General features: G+C 47.4%; 15 protein-coding genes. All 15 read left to right on the top strand.

The features are described 5' to 3' along the window. The first annotated feature begins 8 nt into the window (after positions 1 to 8). The 15 genes from IEN92_RS07055 (at position 9) to folC (ending at position 14,148) form a co-directional block, all read left to right on the top strand. Positions 9 to 713, top strand: a complete 705-nt coding sequence (locus tag IEN92_RS07055) for a succinate dehydrogenase iron-sulfur subunit (RefSeq protein WP_215376281.1) — start codon at positions 9 to 11, stop codon at positions 711 to 713. Beyond that, positions 710 to 979: a succinate dehydrogenase assembly factor 2 gene (locus IEN92_RS07060; protein WP_215376284.1), complete on the top strand. Its 270-nt coding sequence runs from the start codon at positions 710 to 712 to the stop codon at positions 977 to 979. The genes IEN92_RS07055 and IEN92_RS07060 overlap by 4 nt, the downstream gene beginning before the upstream one ends. An 82-nt stretch (positions 980 to 1,061) precedes the next feature. Further along, the gene (gene gltA, locus IEN92_RS07065; protein ID WP_215376287.1) at positions 1,062 to 2,375 is read left to right on the top strand and encodes a citrate synthase; all 1,314 of its coding nucleotides are present in this window, start codon (positions 1,062 to 1,064) and stop codon (positions 2,373 to 2,375) included. 17 nt (positions 2,376 to 2,392) lie between these two features. Then, positions 2,393 to 3,802 carry a 3-isopropylmalate dehydratase large subunit gene (leuC, locus tag IEN92_RS07070; protein WP_216161920.1) on the top strand — a complete coding sequence of 470 codons (1,410 nt, stop codon included), beginning with the start codon at positions 2,393 to 2,395 and terminating at the stop codon, positions 3,800 to 3,802. A 10-nt stretch (positions 3,803 to 3,812) separates the two neighbouring features. Then, a complete protein-coding gene (locus IEN92_RS07075) occupies positions 3,813 to 4,022 on the top strand; it encodes a hypothetical protein (RefSeq protein WP_216161923.1) in 210 nt (69 codons plus the stop codon). A 24-nt stretch (positions 4,023 to 4,046) separates the two neighbouring features. Beyond that, positions 4,047 to 4,694, top strand: coding sequence for a 3-isopropylmalate dehydratase small subunit (leuD, locus tag IEN92_RS07080; protein ID WP_216161925.1), 648 nt, complete (start codon positions 4,047 to 4,049; stop codon positions 4,692 to 4,694). Between the two features lie 21 nt (positions 4,695 to 4,715). After that, complete coding sequence (leuB, locus tag IEN92_RS07085; protein WP_216161928.1) at positions 4,716 to 5,786, top strand: 3-isopropylmalate dehydrogenase; 1,071 nt, start codon at positions 4,716 to 4,718, stop codon at positions 5,784 to 5,786. Positions 5,787 to 5,818: 32 nt separating this feature from the next. Further along, positions 5,819 to 6,976 (top strand): aspartate-semialdehyde dehydrogenase, encoded by a 1,158-nt coding sequence (gene asd, locus IEN92_RS07090; RefSeq protein ID WP_216161931.1) that lies wholly within the window; start codon positions 5,819 to 5,821, stop codon positions 6,974 to 6,976. Next, positions 6,976 to 8,352 carry a FimV/HubP family polar landmark protein gene (locus IEN92_RS07095; RefSeq protein WP_216161934.1) on the top strand — a complete coding sequence of 459 codons (1,377 nt, stop codon included), beginning with the start codon at positions 6,976 to 6,978 and terminating at the stop codon, positions 8,350 to 8,352. Before asd ends, IEN92_RS07095 begins: the two co-directional genes overlap by 1 nt. Positions 8,353 to 8,370: 18 nt before the next feature. Beyond that, entirely contained in the window at positions 8,371 to 9,201 is an 831-nt protein-coding gene (truA, locus tag IEN92_RS07100; RefSeq protein WP_216161937.1) for a tRNA pseudouridine(38-40) synthase TruA, read from the top strand. A 17-nt stretch (positions 9,202 to 9,218) separates the two neighbouring features. Further along, positions 9,219 to 9,896: a phosphoribosylanthranilate isomerase gene (locus IEN92_RS07105; protein ID WP_215376310.1), complete on the top strand. Its 678-nt coding sequence runs from the start codon at positions 9,219 to 9,221 to the stop codon at positions 9,894 to 9,896. Positions 9,897 to 9,926: 30 nt separating this feature from the next. Next, entirely contained in the window at positions 9,927 to 11,120 is a 1,194-nt protein-coding gene (gene trpB / locus IEN92_RS07110; RefSeq protein ID WP_216161940.1) for a tryptophan synthase subunit beta, read from the top strand. A 7-nt stretch (positions 11,121 to 11,127) separates the two neighbouring features. Beyond that, positions 11,128 to 11,931: a tryptophan synthase subunit alpha gene (gene trpA / locus IEN92_RS07115; protein ID WP_216161943.1), complete on the top strand. Its 804-nt coding sequence runs from the start codon at positions 11,128 to 11,130 to the stop codon at positions 11,929 to 11,931. Further along, positions 11,931 to 12,818, top strand: a complete 888-nt coding sequence (gene accD / locus IEN92_RS07120) for an acetyl-CoA carboxylase, carboxyltransferase subunit beta (protein ID WP_215376318.1) — start codon at positions 11,931 to 11,933, stop codon at positions 12,816 to 12,818. The genes trpA and accD overlap by 1 nt, the downstream gene beginning before the upstream one ends. Before the next feature lie 4 nt (positions 12,819 to 12,822). After that, positions 12,823 to 14,148 (top strand): bifunctional tetrahydrofolate synthase/dihydrofolate synthase, encoded by a 1,326-nt coding sequence (gene folC / locus IEN92_RS07125; protein WP_216161946.1) that lies wholly within the window; start codon positions 12,823 to 12,825, stop codon positions 14,146 to 14,148. Positions 14,149 to 14,151: the final 3 nt, after the last annotated feature.

A 14,151-nucleotide genomic window follows, 5' to 3' on the forward strand; every position in this document is an offset into this window, starting at 1 on the left:
GATAAAGAATGAGTGATATCCGTATATTTGAAATTTACCGCTACGATCCAGATGTCGATGCAGCGCCACGCATGCAGCGCTATGAGTTAGAACTCACTGGCGAGCGGATGTTGTTGGATGCTTTGATTTCTTTGAAGAAACAAGACGAAACGATTTCTTATCGTCGTTCATGCCGTGAAGGTGTGTGCGGCTCAGATGCGATGAACATCAACGGTAAAAATGGTTTGGCCTGCTTGACTAATATGTTGACTTTGCCAAAGGTCATTACATTGCGCCCATTACCTGGCTTGCCAGTGGTGCGTGATTTGATTGTCGACATGACTTTGTTCTTCAAGCAATACTTATCTATCAAGCCTTATTTGGTAAATGACAATCCCGCTCCAGAAAAAGAGCGTCTCCAGAGTCCTGAAGAGCGTGAAGAGTTGAATGGTTTATATGAGTGCATCTTGTGCGCATCATGCTCAACCTCATGCCCATCTTTCTGGTGGAATCCAGACAAGTTTGTTGGCCCAGCTGGTTTATTGCAGGCTTATCGTTTCATTGCTGATAGTCGCGATGAAGATACAGCACAGCGCTTGGACAACCTTGAAGACCCATACCGTTTATTCCGTTGTCACACCATCATGAATTGCGTGGATGTCTGTCCTAAGCATTTGAACCCGACGAAGGCGATTGGCAAGATCAAGGAGTTGATGGTTCGTAGGGCAGTATGACCCTCGGCAATGCAGAGTTATATCGCTTAAAGAGTGATGCCCGCAGGGGTTTACTAGAAAACGACCTAATTCTGCAGCGCTTTTTTGAGCGCTACGGCACTCAGTTAAGCGTAGAAGATGGAAAAGTTTTAAGCCAGTTATTAGCTTTAGATGACAACGACTTGATGGATTTACTCATTGGGCGCAAAGACTCTGTAGCAAGCCTGGAAAAGGAGATGCAAACAGACTCCTTTAAAGCTTTATTACAAAAGCTGAGAGAGAAGTAAATCAGCTTTTTGGTGCAGTAGTAGTGAAAGCATGTGATCGAATAGTGTATTAATCATAATTTTGAATGACTAAGGATTAGAAATGATTGAATCGGACATCAAGGCAAAACTTTCGTTTTCAGATGGCACACCAGATATTGATCTGCCAATTTATAAAGGGACAGTAGGTCCTGATGTAATCGACATTCGCAAGCTCTATGGTCAGACTGGTAAGTTCACTTACGATTCAGGCTTTTTATCTACTGCTTCCTGTAACAGCAAAATTACTTATATCGATGGCGATAAGGGTGAGTTGCTCTACCGTGGTTACCCGATTGAAGATCTTGCCGCAAACTGTGATTTCTTGGAAGTTTGCTATCTCTTGATCAATGGTGAGTTGCCTAACGCCACTGAGAAAAAAGATTTTGATGAAATGGTCATGCACCACACCATGGTTCATGAGCAAATGCAATTCTTCTTGCGCGGTTTCCGTCGCGATGCGCATCCAATGGCAGTATTGACTGGCTTGGTTGGTGCAATGGCAGCTTTCTATCACGATCAAATTGATTACAGCGATCCGAAGGCACGTGAAATTGCGCAGATTCGTTTGATTGCCAAGATGCCAACCTTAGTTGCGATGGCCTATAAGTATTCAGTAGGACAACCATTTATCTATCCAGATAATTCTTTGTCATACACCGCTAACTTTATGCGCATGATGTTTGCTACACCATGTGAGGAGTACAAAGTCAACCCAGTATTGGTACGCGCTTTGGATCGCATCTTCATTTTGCATGCAGATCATGAGCAAAATGCATCTACTTCTACTGTCCGTTTGTGCGGCTCTTCAGGTACTAATCCGTTTGCAGCAATCTCTGCTGGTATTGCTTGTCTCTGGGGCCCAGCCCACGGTGGTGCTAATGAAGCTTGCTTACAGATGTTGAATGAGATTCAAGCTCAGGGTGGCGTAGATAAGATTCATGAATTCATTGCTCAGGTAAAAGATAAGAACTCTAGCGTTCGCTTGATGGGCTTTGGTCACCGGGTTTATAAAAACTTCGACCCACGCGCTAAATTGATGCGTGAGACTTGCTACGAAGTATTGAATGAACTTGGTCTGCAAGATGATCCATTATTCAAGTTAGCCATGACTCTTGAGAAGATTGCTTTGGAGGATGAGTACTTTGTCAGCCGTAAGCTCTATCCAAACGTAGACTTCTACTCCGGTATTGTTCAACGTGCACTTGGCGTTCCAACAGAAATGTTCACCTGTATTTTTGCTTTGGCAAGAACAGTGGGTTGGATTGCGCAGTGGGAAGAGATGATTACTGATCCAGAGTACAAGATTGGTCGTCCACGTCAGCTTTATGTTGGCGAAACTTCACGCAAAGTTCCGAACATTACTGTTCGTAAATAAGGGGTTCAGGCTTACTCATGTCACGTACGCTTTATGACAAATTGTGGGATGACCACGTTGTTTACTCAGAAGAGGATGGCACAGCGACGATCTATATTGATCGTCAATTGCTGCATGAGGTAACTAGTCCTCAAGCCTTTGAGGGTTTGAATTTAGCAGGCCGTCCAGTTTGGCGTATCTCTGCCAATTTGGCAGTCTCTGACCACAATGTGCCAACCACAGACCGCTCTGAAGGTATTGCAGATCCAATCTCGAAATTACAAGTTGATACCTTGGATCAAAACTGTGATGCCTTTGGTATTACTCAGTACAAGATGAACGATGCCCGTCAAGGTATTGTTCACGTCATTGGACCAGAGCAGGGCGCAACTTTGCCCGGTATGACAGTGGTATGCGGTGATTCTCATACCAGTACGCATGGTGCATTTGGTGCTCTAGCGTTTGGTATTGGAACTTCTGAAGTCGAGCATGTTTTAGCTACGCAGACCCTGCTCATGAAAAAGAGCAAGAATATGTTGGTGCGGGTTGATGGTCGCTTGCAGCCAGGTTCCACTGCAAAAGATATCGTTCTGGCCGTGATTGGCAAGATTGGTACAGCAGGCGGCACGGGCTACACCATTGAGTTTGCTGGTGAAGCAATTCGTAACCTTTCTATGGAAGGTCGCATGACTGTCTGCAATATGGCTATTGAGGCGGGCGCACGCGCTGGCCTAGTTGCTGTTGATGAAACTACTATTGAGTACATCCAAGGTCGTCCATACTCACCAAAGGGACCAGCTTTATTGCAAGCCTTGCAGTATTGGAGAACCTTGCACTCTGATCCAGATGCAAAGTTTGACGCTGTAGTTGAATTGCGCGCTGAAGAAATTGCGCCGCAAGTCACTTGGGGTACTTCACCAGAGATGGTGCTTGCTATTAGTGATCGTGTTCCAGATCCAGAAAAAGAGCGTGACCCTAATAAGCGTTCTGCGATGGAGCGTGCCTTGGAGTATATGAATCTCACTCCCAATACCCCATTAAGCAGTATCTCTGTGGATAAAGTATTTATTGGTTCTTGCACTAATAGCCGTATTGAAGATATTCGGGCAGCCGCTAAAGTAGTAGATCGTATCGGCAAAAAGGTTGCGGCTAATGTGAAGTTGGCGATGGTCGTTCCTGGTTCTGGTTTGGTGAAAGCCCAGGCAGAGCGCGAAGGTTTAGATCGTATTTTCAAGGCCGCTGGCTTTGAGTGGCGCGAGCCAGGTTGCTCAATGTGTTTAGCGATGAATGCCGATCGCCTTGAGCCTGGCGAACGTTGTGCCTCTACATCCAACCGTAATTTTGAAGGTCGTCAAGGCAATGGCGGCAGAACCCATTTAGTCAGCCCTGCAATGGCTGCTGCTGCAGCGATTGAAGGTCATTTTGTTGATGTTCGTAAGATTTCATAAGGGTATCGAGATGAAATTTTCTCCAGTTTCTTTAATTGCTAGATTAGCAATAGTTGGTCTTGCAGGTTTGATCATTGCCGCTTGCACGAACACCATGGAAGGCATGGGTAAAGATTTGCAGACGATGGGCAAGTCGATGGATAGCAGTTCTTCAAGCAATACCCAAAACAATCAGTCTCAAACTAAGGGTAAGGACGTTGTCGTTACTCCGGTGAAGTAAACATTTAGAATTTAAGTCGGAATTATGGAAAAATTTACGGTCTATAAAGGTTTGGTTGCTCCGTTAAATCGCGAGAACGTGGATACCGACGCCATCATTCCTAAGCAATTCTTAAAGTCCATTAAGAAAACCGGCTTTGGTCAAAATTTATTTGATGAATGGCGCTATCTTGATCATGGTGAGCCTGGGCAAGATTGCAGCTCGCGTCCACTCAATCCCGACTTTGTACTGAATCAGTCTCGCTATCAGGGTGCCGGTATTCTGCTGGCACGTAAGAACTTCGGTTGCGGCAGTTCTCGTGAGCACGCTCCATGGGCGCTTGACCAATATGGCTTTAGGGCAGTAATTGCCCCGAGCTTTGCCGATATTTTCTATAACAATTGCTTTAAAAACGGTCTTTTGCCGATCGTTTTGACAGAATTGCAGGTTGACCACCTCTTTAATGAAACCATGGCGTTTAGTGGTTATCAATTAACTATCGACCTTGAGGCTCAGCAGGTCATTACCCCTGATGGGACTGCCTATAGCTTCGATGTAGCCCCATTTAGGAAGTATTGCCTTCTCAATGGCTTGGACGATATTGGCTTAACTCTGCGCCATGCAGATAAAATCAAGGCTTATGAAGCCGAGCGCATTCTTAAGATGCCTTGGCTTGCGACTCAGTTGCCGTAATTTTAGATTTAAAGGCCTCTCATGAAAATTGCAGTTCTACCGGGCGATGGTATCGGCCCGGAAATCGTTGCTCAAGCTGTACGAGTCTTAAATGCGCTCGGCCCAAAGTTTGATTTAGAAGAAGCTCCTGTTGGTGGGGCTGCCTATGATGTGGCAGGTCATCCTCTACCGCCAGCAACCCTAGAGCTGGCTAAAAAAGCTGATGCAATTTTATTCGGAGCAGTAGGCGACTGGAAATACGACACACTCGCTCGTGAATTGCGGCCTGAACAAGCTATCTTGGGTTTGCGCAAACACTTAGAGTTGTTTGCCAACTTTAGACCGGCAATTTGTTATCCAGAGCTCACTGCAGCATCTAGCTTGAAGCCAGAAATTATCGGTGGTTTGGATATCTTGATCGTCCGAGAACTCAATGGCGATATTTACTTTGGTCAGCCCCGTGGCATTCGTACATCTGAGTTGCCACTCTTTAAAGGTGCCCGCGAAGGTTTTGACACGATGCACTATAGCGAGCCAGAAGTGGAGCGTATTGGTCGTGTTGCTTTTGAAGCAGCGCGTAAACGTAGTAAAAAAGTCTGCAGTGTTGATAAAGCAAACGTATTAGAGACCTCTCAGTTGTGGCGTGAAGTCATGATCAAAATCTCTCAGGACTACCCTGATGTTGAGCTTTCCCATATGTATGTCGATAACGCGGCAATGCAGCTGGTAAAAGCACCCAAGGCATTTGACGTAGTGGTTACCGGCAACCTCTTTGGCGATATCTTGTCGGATGAGGCAGCTATGCTTACCGGCTCAATTGGGATGCTACCTTCGGCATCTTTGGATAAGAACAATAAAGGCTTGTATGAGCCAAGTCATGGTTCTGCACCGGATATCGCTGGCAAAGGCATTGCTAATCCTTTGGCAACTATTTTGTCTGCAGCAATGATGCTGCGCTATTCATTAGGAATTCCTGAAGAAGCAGATCGAATTGAACGGGCCGTTCAAAAGGTATTGGCACAAGGCTTACGGACTGCAGATATTTATACCGAAGGCACTCAAAAGGTCTCTACTGTACAAATGGGTGATGCAGTGGTGGCAGCACTCTCTTAAAGCAATAGTAAATATTCATTAGATAGTTAATCATGGCAAATACAAATACTCCATTAGTAGGTTTAGTCGGCTGGCGTGGCATGGTTGGAAGCGTGCTCATGGATCGGATGTTGGCTGAAAAAGATTTTGACTTGATAGAGCCTGTATTTTTCAGTACCAGCCAAGCTGGCGGAGAAGTGCCTTTAATTAATGGCATAAAAGTCAGCAAGAGCGAAAGCGCTTTGCAAGATGCAAACGATATTCAAGCGCTGTCACGCTGCGACATCATTTTGACTTGCCAAGGTGGTGATTACACCAATGAGATCTTTCCAAAGCTACGCGCTGCCGGCTGGAATGGCCATTGGATTGATGCTGCTAGTGCCCTGCGAATGAAAGATGACGCGGTATTGGTTTTGGATCCTGTAAATCGCCCAGTGATCGATAAGGCTTTAGCGGCTGGTGGTAAGAACTGGATTGGCGCTAACTGCACCGTGAGCTTGATGATGATGGCTATGGGCGGTTTAGTAAAAGCTGACATGGTTGAATGGATCAGTGCAATGACTTATCAAGCAGCATCTGGTGCTGGTGCACAGAATATGCGCGAACTACTGCTGCAGATGGGTGCATTGCGCGATAGCGTTGCTACTGAGTTAGCGGATCCATCCTCTTGGATTTTGGACATTGATCGCAAAGTCACTGAGACCTTGCGTTCAGCAGATTTCCCGAAAAAGAATTTCCGTAACACGGCTTTGGCTGGTAGCTTGATTCCTTGGATCGATGTGCCTGTTGAGAATGGTCAAACCAAAGAAGAGTGGAAGGGTGGCTCTGAATTCAATAAGATACTTGGTCGTCCAGCATTCCGCACGCCAGGAAGCATTCCGATTGATGGTTTGTGTGTACGCGTTGGTGCGATGCGTTGCCATTCACAAGGTCTGACTGTGAAGTTGAAGAAAGATATTCCACTCAAGGAAATCGAAGCTATCTTGGCTAACGATAACCAGTGGGTCAAAGTCGTGCCAAATGATCGTGAAACCACTGAGCGTGACTTATCGCCTGCAGCTGTTAGCGGTACTCTGACAGTGCCAATTGGCCGTCTACATAAAATGGCCATGGGTCCAGAGTACTTGGGCGCATTTACAGTGGGTGACCAGCTGTTGTGGGGTGCTGCCGAGCCATTGCGCCGCATGCTCAGAATTTTGCTCGAAAAATAATGTTGAGAACTTGCCAACTGAGCTTTGTCAAAGCGCTTTGCTTTATTTGGCTAAGTTGGTCTTGTGCTGCCTGGGCAATCTCGCTGGGTTCACCACAACTACAATCCAAGACTGGAGAACCGCTTCGCGTAGAAATTCCCATTCGGGTAGCGGCAGACGAGGAGAGCGCTCTCAATAGTCTCAAGGCACAAACTCCCAATAAGGCTGCCTATGAGCGTCTGGGAATTTCCTCAAAAATTTTAGAGCTCAACCCCCAAGTTTCGGTGTATCGCAATCGCCAAGAAAAATTGATGGTCTTGGTCGAGACGGTCAACCCAGTTCCGCTCTCAGAAGATCCATTTGTCGATGTATTAGTGAATCTCAATTGGGCAAGTGGAAGCATTACCAAAACTTACACATTGTTATTGGGCGATGTGCAGAAGGTTCTAGTTAAGCCTGGTCAAACTCTATCGGAGATTGCAGCATTGATGGCTCCACAGCTAGACGGTGCCACATTAGATCAGGCGATGATGGCTTTATATAAAGCGAATCCTGATGCTTTTGCTAGCGGCAGTATTAATCGTTTAGCTGCTGGTGCTGAACTCAATAAGCCGAGCCAAGCGCTTCTGCGGTCCATTAGTCCTGCAGAGGCGAATCAATTTGTGGCAGAGGCGAATGCCCAGTGGCGTGCAGAGCAGGGTTTGGCTGGATCAAACCCCGACCTGAAGTCGGGCAGCGCTAAGGGAGCTCAACTGGCGCCAAAAGATCGTTTGAAGATCGGCTCTAGTGCAGAGGGCAACGAAGAGCGCCGTTATACCGAAGAGCTGGTAGCTCAAGAGAAACAGTTAGAGCAAGCCAAAGCCCGTGTAGCCGAGTTAGAAAAGAATATAGCCGACCTTCAACGATTGCTCGATAAATCCAAAGAGCAAAAAGCGATCGACAATCATTTTGGCTTAGGAGCTGCAGGGCCAGCTATTTTGGCAATTACCTTAATTGCATTGACTGGATTATTGCTGTGGGGCTTTGCTCGTAATGCACGTCGCTCTGAGTTAGGTGATTTTCAGGCAGCAAGTAAAGCAGTGGATATTCATAATAAGGCGGCCTCCACTCATTATGAAATGCCTGAGCGTGCTAAGGTACTCTTTGCAGGCATCGATTTAGATCTTTCCAAACCAGCAGTAGACCTGCCATCAACACCACCTGCTCCGATCCCAAATCCTTTGGCTGATACTTTGCGTGTCAAATTAAATCTTGCGCGTGCTTACATCACGATTGAAGATTTCTCGGCTGCTAGGAGATCTTTAGAAGAGGTGCTACAAGTTAGTAATGCTGTAGACCCAACAATCACGATTGAAGCTCAAGGCTTGTTAGCGGAGCTCTCGCATCGCAATGCCTAAGCTCATGGGCGTATCGCAATGCGCATAGCCCTAGGCCTTCAGTATGACGGTAGCCCCTATGCTGGGTGGCAAGTACAGCTGAATCAACTCACCGTTCAGGGCAAACTCGAAAAAGCCATTACTGCATTCATTGGAGAAGAGGCTTGTAGGGCTCAGCCAGTCCACACCATCACCGCTGGCAGAACGGATACAGGTGTTCATGCGCTCGGTCAAGTAGTGCACTTTGATGTGAATGTAGAGCGCGAAGTATTTTCTTGGGTAAGGGGGGTGAATTCTTTTTTGCCACCATCGATTGTGATCAATTGGGCTAAAGAAGTTCCAGAAGAATTCAGTGCGCGTTTTTCTGCACACGAGCGAACCTATGTTTATGCATTGCATGCAGGACCTTGCCGTTCACCAATGATGAGTGCGCGCGCCGGCTATGTGATGCTCGCCCCAAATAAATGGTTTGATATTGCAGGCATGAAAAAATCAGCAGAGTGTTTAATCGGCGAGCATGACTTTAGTTCGTTTCGATCTTCAGAATGCCAAAGCAAAACTCCGATTAAAACCATGTACTCAATCGAAATCATTTCTGATGAGCCATGGTTGTATTTTCGGATTCGGGGAAACGCATTCCTGCACCACATGGTGCGTAATTTAGTGGGATGCTTTCTGCAAATTGGACAGGGTAGACAACGACCTGAGTGGATGGCTGAGGTTTTGGCTGCTAAAGATCGAAAAGTGGCTGCCCCCACCTTTATGCCTGATGGCCTCTACTTAACCAAGATTGCTTATCCGGCTGAGTTTGAGATACCCGCACCTTGGTTAAAAAACTCATGGTTGCCTGCCGAGATAACGAAGCCCTAAGGCCTTATCATTCATTTATGGGCTTATTGACATACTCACCAGGACGAACCAGGGTCAAAATCTGTGGTTTACGGACTGCGGCTGATATTGACGCAGTAGTTGCCGCAGGAGCAGATGCGGTCGGTTTTGTCTTTTATCCCCCCAGCGTGCGTGCTGTAAGCCCCAATATTGCTGCTCAGCTCATTTCCAGACTCCCAGCGGGCATTGATGCCGTCGGTTTAGTAGTGAATGCCACAGACGAGCAATTTGCCGCTATTAAGGCATCCGCCCCAATCACTTTATGGCAGTTTCATGGGGATGAGACCCCAGAGCGCTGCATTGAGCTTGCAGACGGCCAGCCCTGGATGAAGGCCGGCCGTATCGGGGAAGGCTTCGCATTTGACGAATTTTCCCTACAATATGGGGATGCAAACGCTTTGCTGCTAGATGCCCTCGTTGAGGGATACGGTGGTGGAGGCGTTCCTTTTGATTGGCAAGGAATTCCACAGACATGGGTAAGCGAAAACGCGCCTCGGGTCGTTTTGAGTGGTGGATTGAACACGCACAACGTGGGCGAGGCGATTGCTCGCCTGCATCCTTGCGCAGTTGACGTCTCTAGTGGCGTAGAAAGCAGCAGGGGTGTTAAAGATCCTGCGCTCATCGCTCAATTTGTAAAAGCAGTGCGCGCAGCAGATGAGAAATCATCATCCCAATAATTTGCTGTAAATAAATCAAAAGAGGTAGCTATGTACGACAAGCCAGATGCACGTGGACACTTTGGTCCTTACGGTGGTGTGTTTGTTTCTGAGACATTGATGTATGCCCTCGATGAACTCAAAGAAGCTTATGCAAAGTATCAACATGACCCGGAATTTATTGAAGAGTTTCATTACGAACTGAAACACTTTGTCGGTAGACCATCGCCGGTATACCACGCTAAGCGTTGGAGTGAGATGCTAGGCGGTGCACAGATCTATCTCAAGCGTGAAGACCTTAATCACACAGGTGCTCACAAGATTAATAACGTCATTGGTCAAGCAATGTTGGCTAAGCGCATGGGTAAACCCCGCATCATTGCCGAGACCGGGGCAGGTCAGCATGGCGTTGCTACGGCTACCATCTGTGCTCGCTTTGGGCTCGATTGCACTGTGTATCAAGGCTCAGTGGACGTCGCCCGTCAAGCGCAAAACGTCTATCGCATGAAGTTACTTGGCGCCAAGGTGGTTCCTGTGGAGTCAGGCACTAAGACATTAAAAGATGCACTCAATGAAGCCATGCGGGATTGGGTTACCAATGTTGAAAATACTTTCTACATTATTGGCACAGTTGCAGGTCCCCATCCTTATCCAATGATGGTCAGAGATTTCCAAAGCGTGATTGGTGAAGAGTGCAAAGTGCAGATGCCGGAGATGACTGGTCGTCAACCGGATTACGTACTCGCCTGTGTTGGTGGTGGGTCAAATGCCATGGGCATCTTCTATCCCTATATTGATTTCCCAGAAGTGAAATTGGTGGGTGTAGAAGCGGCAGGCCATGGTTTGGGTAGTGGTTTGCATTCAGCTGCCCTGTGTGTTGGTAAGCCGGGTGTCTTACATGGCAACCGTACTTACTTGTTACAAGATGAGAATGGTCAGATTTCTGAAACCCATTCAGTCTCTGCCGGTATGGACTATCCTGGTGTTGGTCCTGAACATGCATGGTTAAAAGATTCTGGTCGTGCTGACTATGTGGCGATCACCGATGAAGAGGCGCTTAAGGCATTTCATGACTGCTGTCAGATTGAGGGCATTATTCCTGCACTAGAGTCTGCTCATGCAATTGCATATGCATGCAAGCTTGCTAAGACATTGCCAAAGGATAAAACCATTCTGGTAAATCTTTCTGGTCGTGGCGATAAAGATATGCATACCGTCGCACAAGCAACTGGCTCTGAAGGTTAAGAAAGATATGTCCAGAATTACTGCACTCTTTAAAGAGTTAAAAGCGAGCGGCAAAAAAGGATTGATTCCTTTTATCACTGCAGGTGACCCTGACCCAAAGCAGACTGTTGAGTTAATGCATGCACTAGTGCGTGGTGGCTCTAGTGTGATTGAGTTGGGAGTTCCGTTTTCAGATCCGATGGCTGATGGACCTGTGATTCAGAGATCATCTGAGCGTGCCCTGACACATGGCGTGACACTGCATAGTTGCTTAGAGATGGTAAAAGCATTTCGTAAGAACGATGCTCATACCCCGGTGGTCTTAATGGGTTATGCAAACCCCGTTGAACAAATGGGAGCAGAGCGTTTTGCTACAGAAGCAAAAGCTGCAGGTGTTGATGGTGTTCTGGTGGTCGACTACCCACCAGAGGAATGCGTTGATTTTGCAGCCCGGATGCGAGTAGCAGGTATTGACCCCATCTTCTTGCTAGCACCCACTTCCTCTCATGAACGGATCAAAGAAGCTGCCAAGATCGCATCAGGCTATATCTATTACGTTTCTATGCGTGGGGTTACGGGCGCTTCCCATCTCAATACTCAAGATGTGGCCAGCATCATCCCTAAGATTCGCGAAGAGACCGATATTCCGATTGCTGTCGGCTTTGGTATCAGCGATGCAGCCAGTGCCAAGGCGGTATCCCAGAGTGCTGATGCTGTGGTGATTGGTAGCCGCATTATTCGCCTTTTAGAGGATGCACCCCCCGGTCAAGCAGTACAATCACTTGAAGCCTTTATTCGAGAGATTCGCGACGCATTGGATAGTGAAAAGTAATGAGCTGGATAGACAAGATACTCCCACCCCAAATTCAACATACTGATCCTGCGAATCGCAAGTCAGTACCAGAAGGATTGTGGGTTAAGTGCCCAAGCTGTGAAACCGTTCTTTACAGCACTGATATTGAAGCTAATCTTTCAGTCTGTCCAAAATGTAGCCACCACATGCGCATCGGCGCACGCCAACGCCTAGAAAATTTACTAGACCCCAAGGGTCGGTATGAGATTGGCGCAGATATTTATCCAGTCGATCCACTGAAATTTAAAGATTCTAAAAAATATCCTGATCGCATTAAAGAGGCTAATGATGCTTCTGGTGAATCGGAAGCCCTCATCGTCATGGGTGGAAAAATTGAAAACATTCCAGTAGTGACTGCTTGTTTCGAATTCCAATACATGGGCGGTTCAATGGGCTCAGTAGTGGGCGAGCGCTTTGCTCGTGGCGTTCAAGAGGCGATTGCAAAGAAGTGTGCCTTCATTTGTGTAACAGCTACTGGTGGCGCCCGTATGCAAGAAAGCTTGTTGTCACTCTTTCAGATGGCCAAGACCAACTCGATGTTGACCTTGCTTGCCAAAAAAGGTTTGCCTTATATCAGCGTGTTGACTGACCCAACGATGGGCGGAATTTCTGCTAGTTTCGCCTTTATGGGTGATGTCGTGATGGCTGAGCCTAAGGCCCTGATTGGTTTTGCTGGTCCACGTGTGATTGAGCAAACTGTGCGAGAAAAATTGCCCGAGGGATTTCAGCGCTCTGAGTTCTTGATGCAAAAAGGTGGCATCGATATGATTGTTGACCGTCGTCAAATGCGCGGTGAGATTGCCCGCTTGTTAGCACTCTTGCAAAAACTTCCTGAGCCTGCGATAGCGGGTAGCGCAGTCGTTTAAGCGCTTGAGTACCGCGCACCAAACCCCCATTCTTTTTTCTAGCCTAGAGGCTTGGCTTAGCCACCTCGAAACTGCTCACCCAGTCGGCATCGATATGGGCCTAGACCGAATTAATCGAGTCAAGGCGGCATTGGATCTCCATTTTGATTGCCCAGTCATTACAGTTGCCGGCACGAATGGCAAGGGTTCTACATGCGCATTTCTCGAGAGCATTCTGCTGGCTTCTGGTTATCGTGTGGGCTGCCATACTTCACCACATCTTCTGAAATTTAATGAGCGCGCACGTATCAATGGGCAAGATGTCAACGATGCACTTTTACTAGAACACTTTGCCGCTGTTGAAAAAGCACGCGTGAGCCTGGTAGACGCTCCCACCTTAACTTATTTTGAGTTCACCACCTTAGCCATCATGCATTTGTTTGCTAAATCCAATGTAGATGCCGTGATATTAGAGGTTGGGATGGGCGGTCGCTTGGATGCGGTAAATATCGTTGATGCAGACTGCGCTATTGTGACCAGCATTGATATTGATCATGCGGAATTTTTGGGGACGAATCGTGAGCAAATTGGTCTTGAGAAGGCGGGTATTTTCCGCCCCGGCCATATTGCTATCTGCGGTGATCCCGTTCCCCCGCAATCATTAATCGATCATGCAGAAAAACTGGCTTGTGATCTTTGGTTGCAAGGACGTGATTACAACTTTCAGGGGGACAAGCAACAGTGGGGTTGGGCTGGACGGAATAAACGTTTTAGCGGCTTGGGCTACCCAGCGCTGCGTGGCGCCAATCAGATTCTGAATGCCTCCGCAGTCATTGCTGCACTGATGGCATTGCACCAGCGTTTACCGGTTAGCGCCCAAGATATTCGCAATGGTTTTGCCATGGTAGAGCTGCCTGGACGCTTTCAAGTCTTGCCCGGCCAACCCACCGTCATTTTGGATGTTGCCCACAACCCACATGCCGCTGCCACCTTGGGCCAGGGGCTCGATAAGATGGGTTACCACCCCTATACCTATGCTGTTTTCGGGGCCATGGCAGATAAAGATATTGAAGGGGTTCTCAAGCCCTTACTCGGAATCGTGGATTTTTGGTTTTGCACCGATTTACCGACCCCTAGGGCAGCAAGTGCCAAGGTCCTGGCGCAAAGGCTCGAGGCTTTGGGTGTAAAGCCTCAAAACGGCTCTGATAGCGGTATAGAGTGCTTCCCAGATCCTGCTGCAGCGTATCAAAAAGCACTCTCAAAAGCGGGTGAGGGTGATAGAATTGTGATCTTCGGATCCTTCTATACCGTTGCAGGCGTAATGTCTTACCGAAACAACCAGGCCCACTGATCC

The organism is Polynucleobacter sp. MWH-Creno-3A4, assembly GCF_018881885.1.
Taxonomy (GTDB): domain Bacteria; phylum Pseudomonadota; class Gammaproteobacteria; order Burkholderiales; family Burkholderiaceae; genus Polynucleobacter.

Excerpts from the sequence above, each read along its gene's own strand:
- IEN92_RS07095 (WP_216161934.1), top strand. The coding sequence starts at position 6,976 with ATGTTGAGAACTTGCCAACTGAGCTTTGTCAAAGCGCTTTGCTTTATT.
- asd (WP_216161931.1), top strand. The coding sequence starts at position 5,819 with ATGGCAAATACAAATACTCCATTAGTAGGTTTAGTCGGCTGGCGTGGC.
- gltA (WP_215376287.1), top strand. The coding sequence starts at position 1,062 with ATGATTGAATCGGACATCAAGGCAAAACTTTCGTTTTCAGATGGCACA.
- IEN92_RS07105 (WP_215376310.1), top strand. The coding sequence starts at position 9,219 with ATGGGCTTATTGACATACTCACCAGGACGAACCAGGGTCAAAATCTGT.
- truA (WP_216161937.1), top strand. The coding sequence starts at position 8,371 with ATGCGCATAGCCCTAGGCCTTCAGTATGACGGTAGCCCCTATGCTGGG.
- accD (WP_215376318.1), top strand. The coding sequence starts at position 11,931 with ATGAGCTGGATAGACAAGATACTCCCACCCCAAATTCAACATACTGAT.
- IEN92_RS07075 (WP_216161923.1), top strand. The coding sequence starts at position 3,813 with ATGAAATTTTCTCCAGTTTCTTTAATTGCTAGATTAGCAATAGTTGGT.
- trpB (WP_216161940.1), top strand. The coding sequence starts at position 9,927 with ATGTACGACAAGCCAGATGCACGTGGACACTTTGGTCCTTACGGTGGT.
- IEN92_RS07055 (WP_215376281.1), top strand. The coding sequence starts at position 9 with ATGAGTGATATCCGTATATTTGAAATTTACCGCTACGATCCAGATGTC.
- IEN92_RS07060 (WP_215376284.1), top strand. The coding sequence starts at position 710 with ATGACCCTCGGCAATGCAGAGTTATATCGCTTAAAGAGTGATGCCCGC.
- leuB (WP_216161928.1), top strand. The coding sequence starts at position 4,716 with ATGAAAATTGCAGTTCTACCGGGCGATGGTATCGGCCCGGAAATCGTT.
- trpA (WP_216161943.1), top strand. The coding sequence starts at position 11,128 with ATGTCCAGAATTACTGCACTCTTTAAAGAGTTAAAAGCGAGCGGCAAA.
- leuD (WP_216161925.1), top strand. The coding sequence starts at position 4,047 with ATGGAAAAATTTACGGTCTATAAAGGTTTGGTTGCTCCGTTAAATCGC.
- leuC (WP_216161920.1), top strand. The coding sequence starts at position 2,393 with ATGTCACGTACGCTTTATGACAAATTGTGGGATGACCACGTTGTTTAC.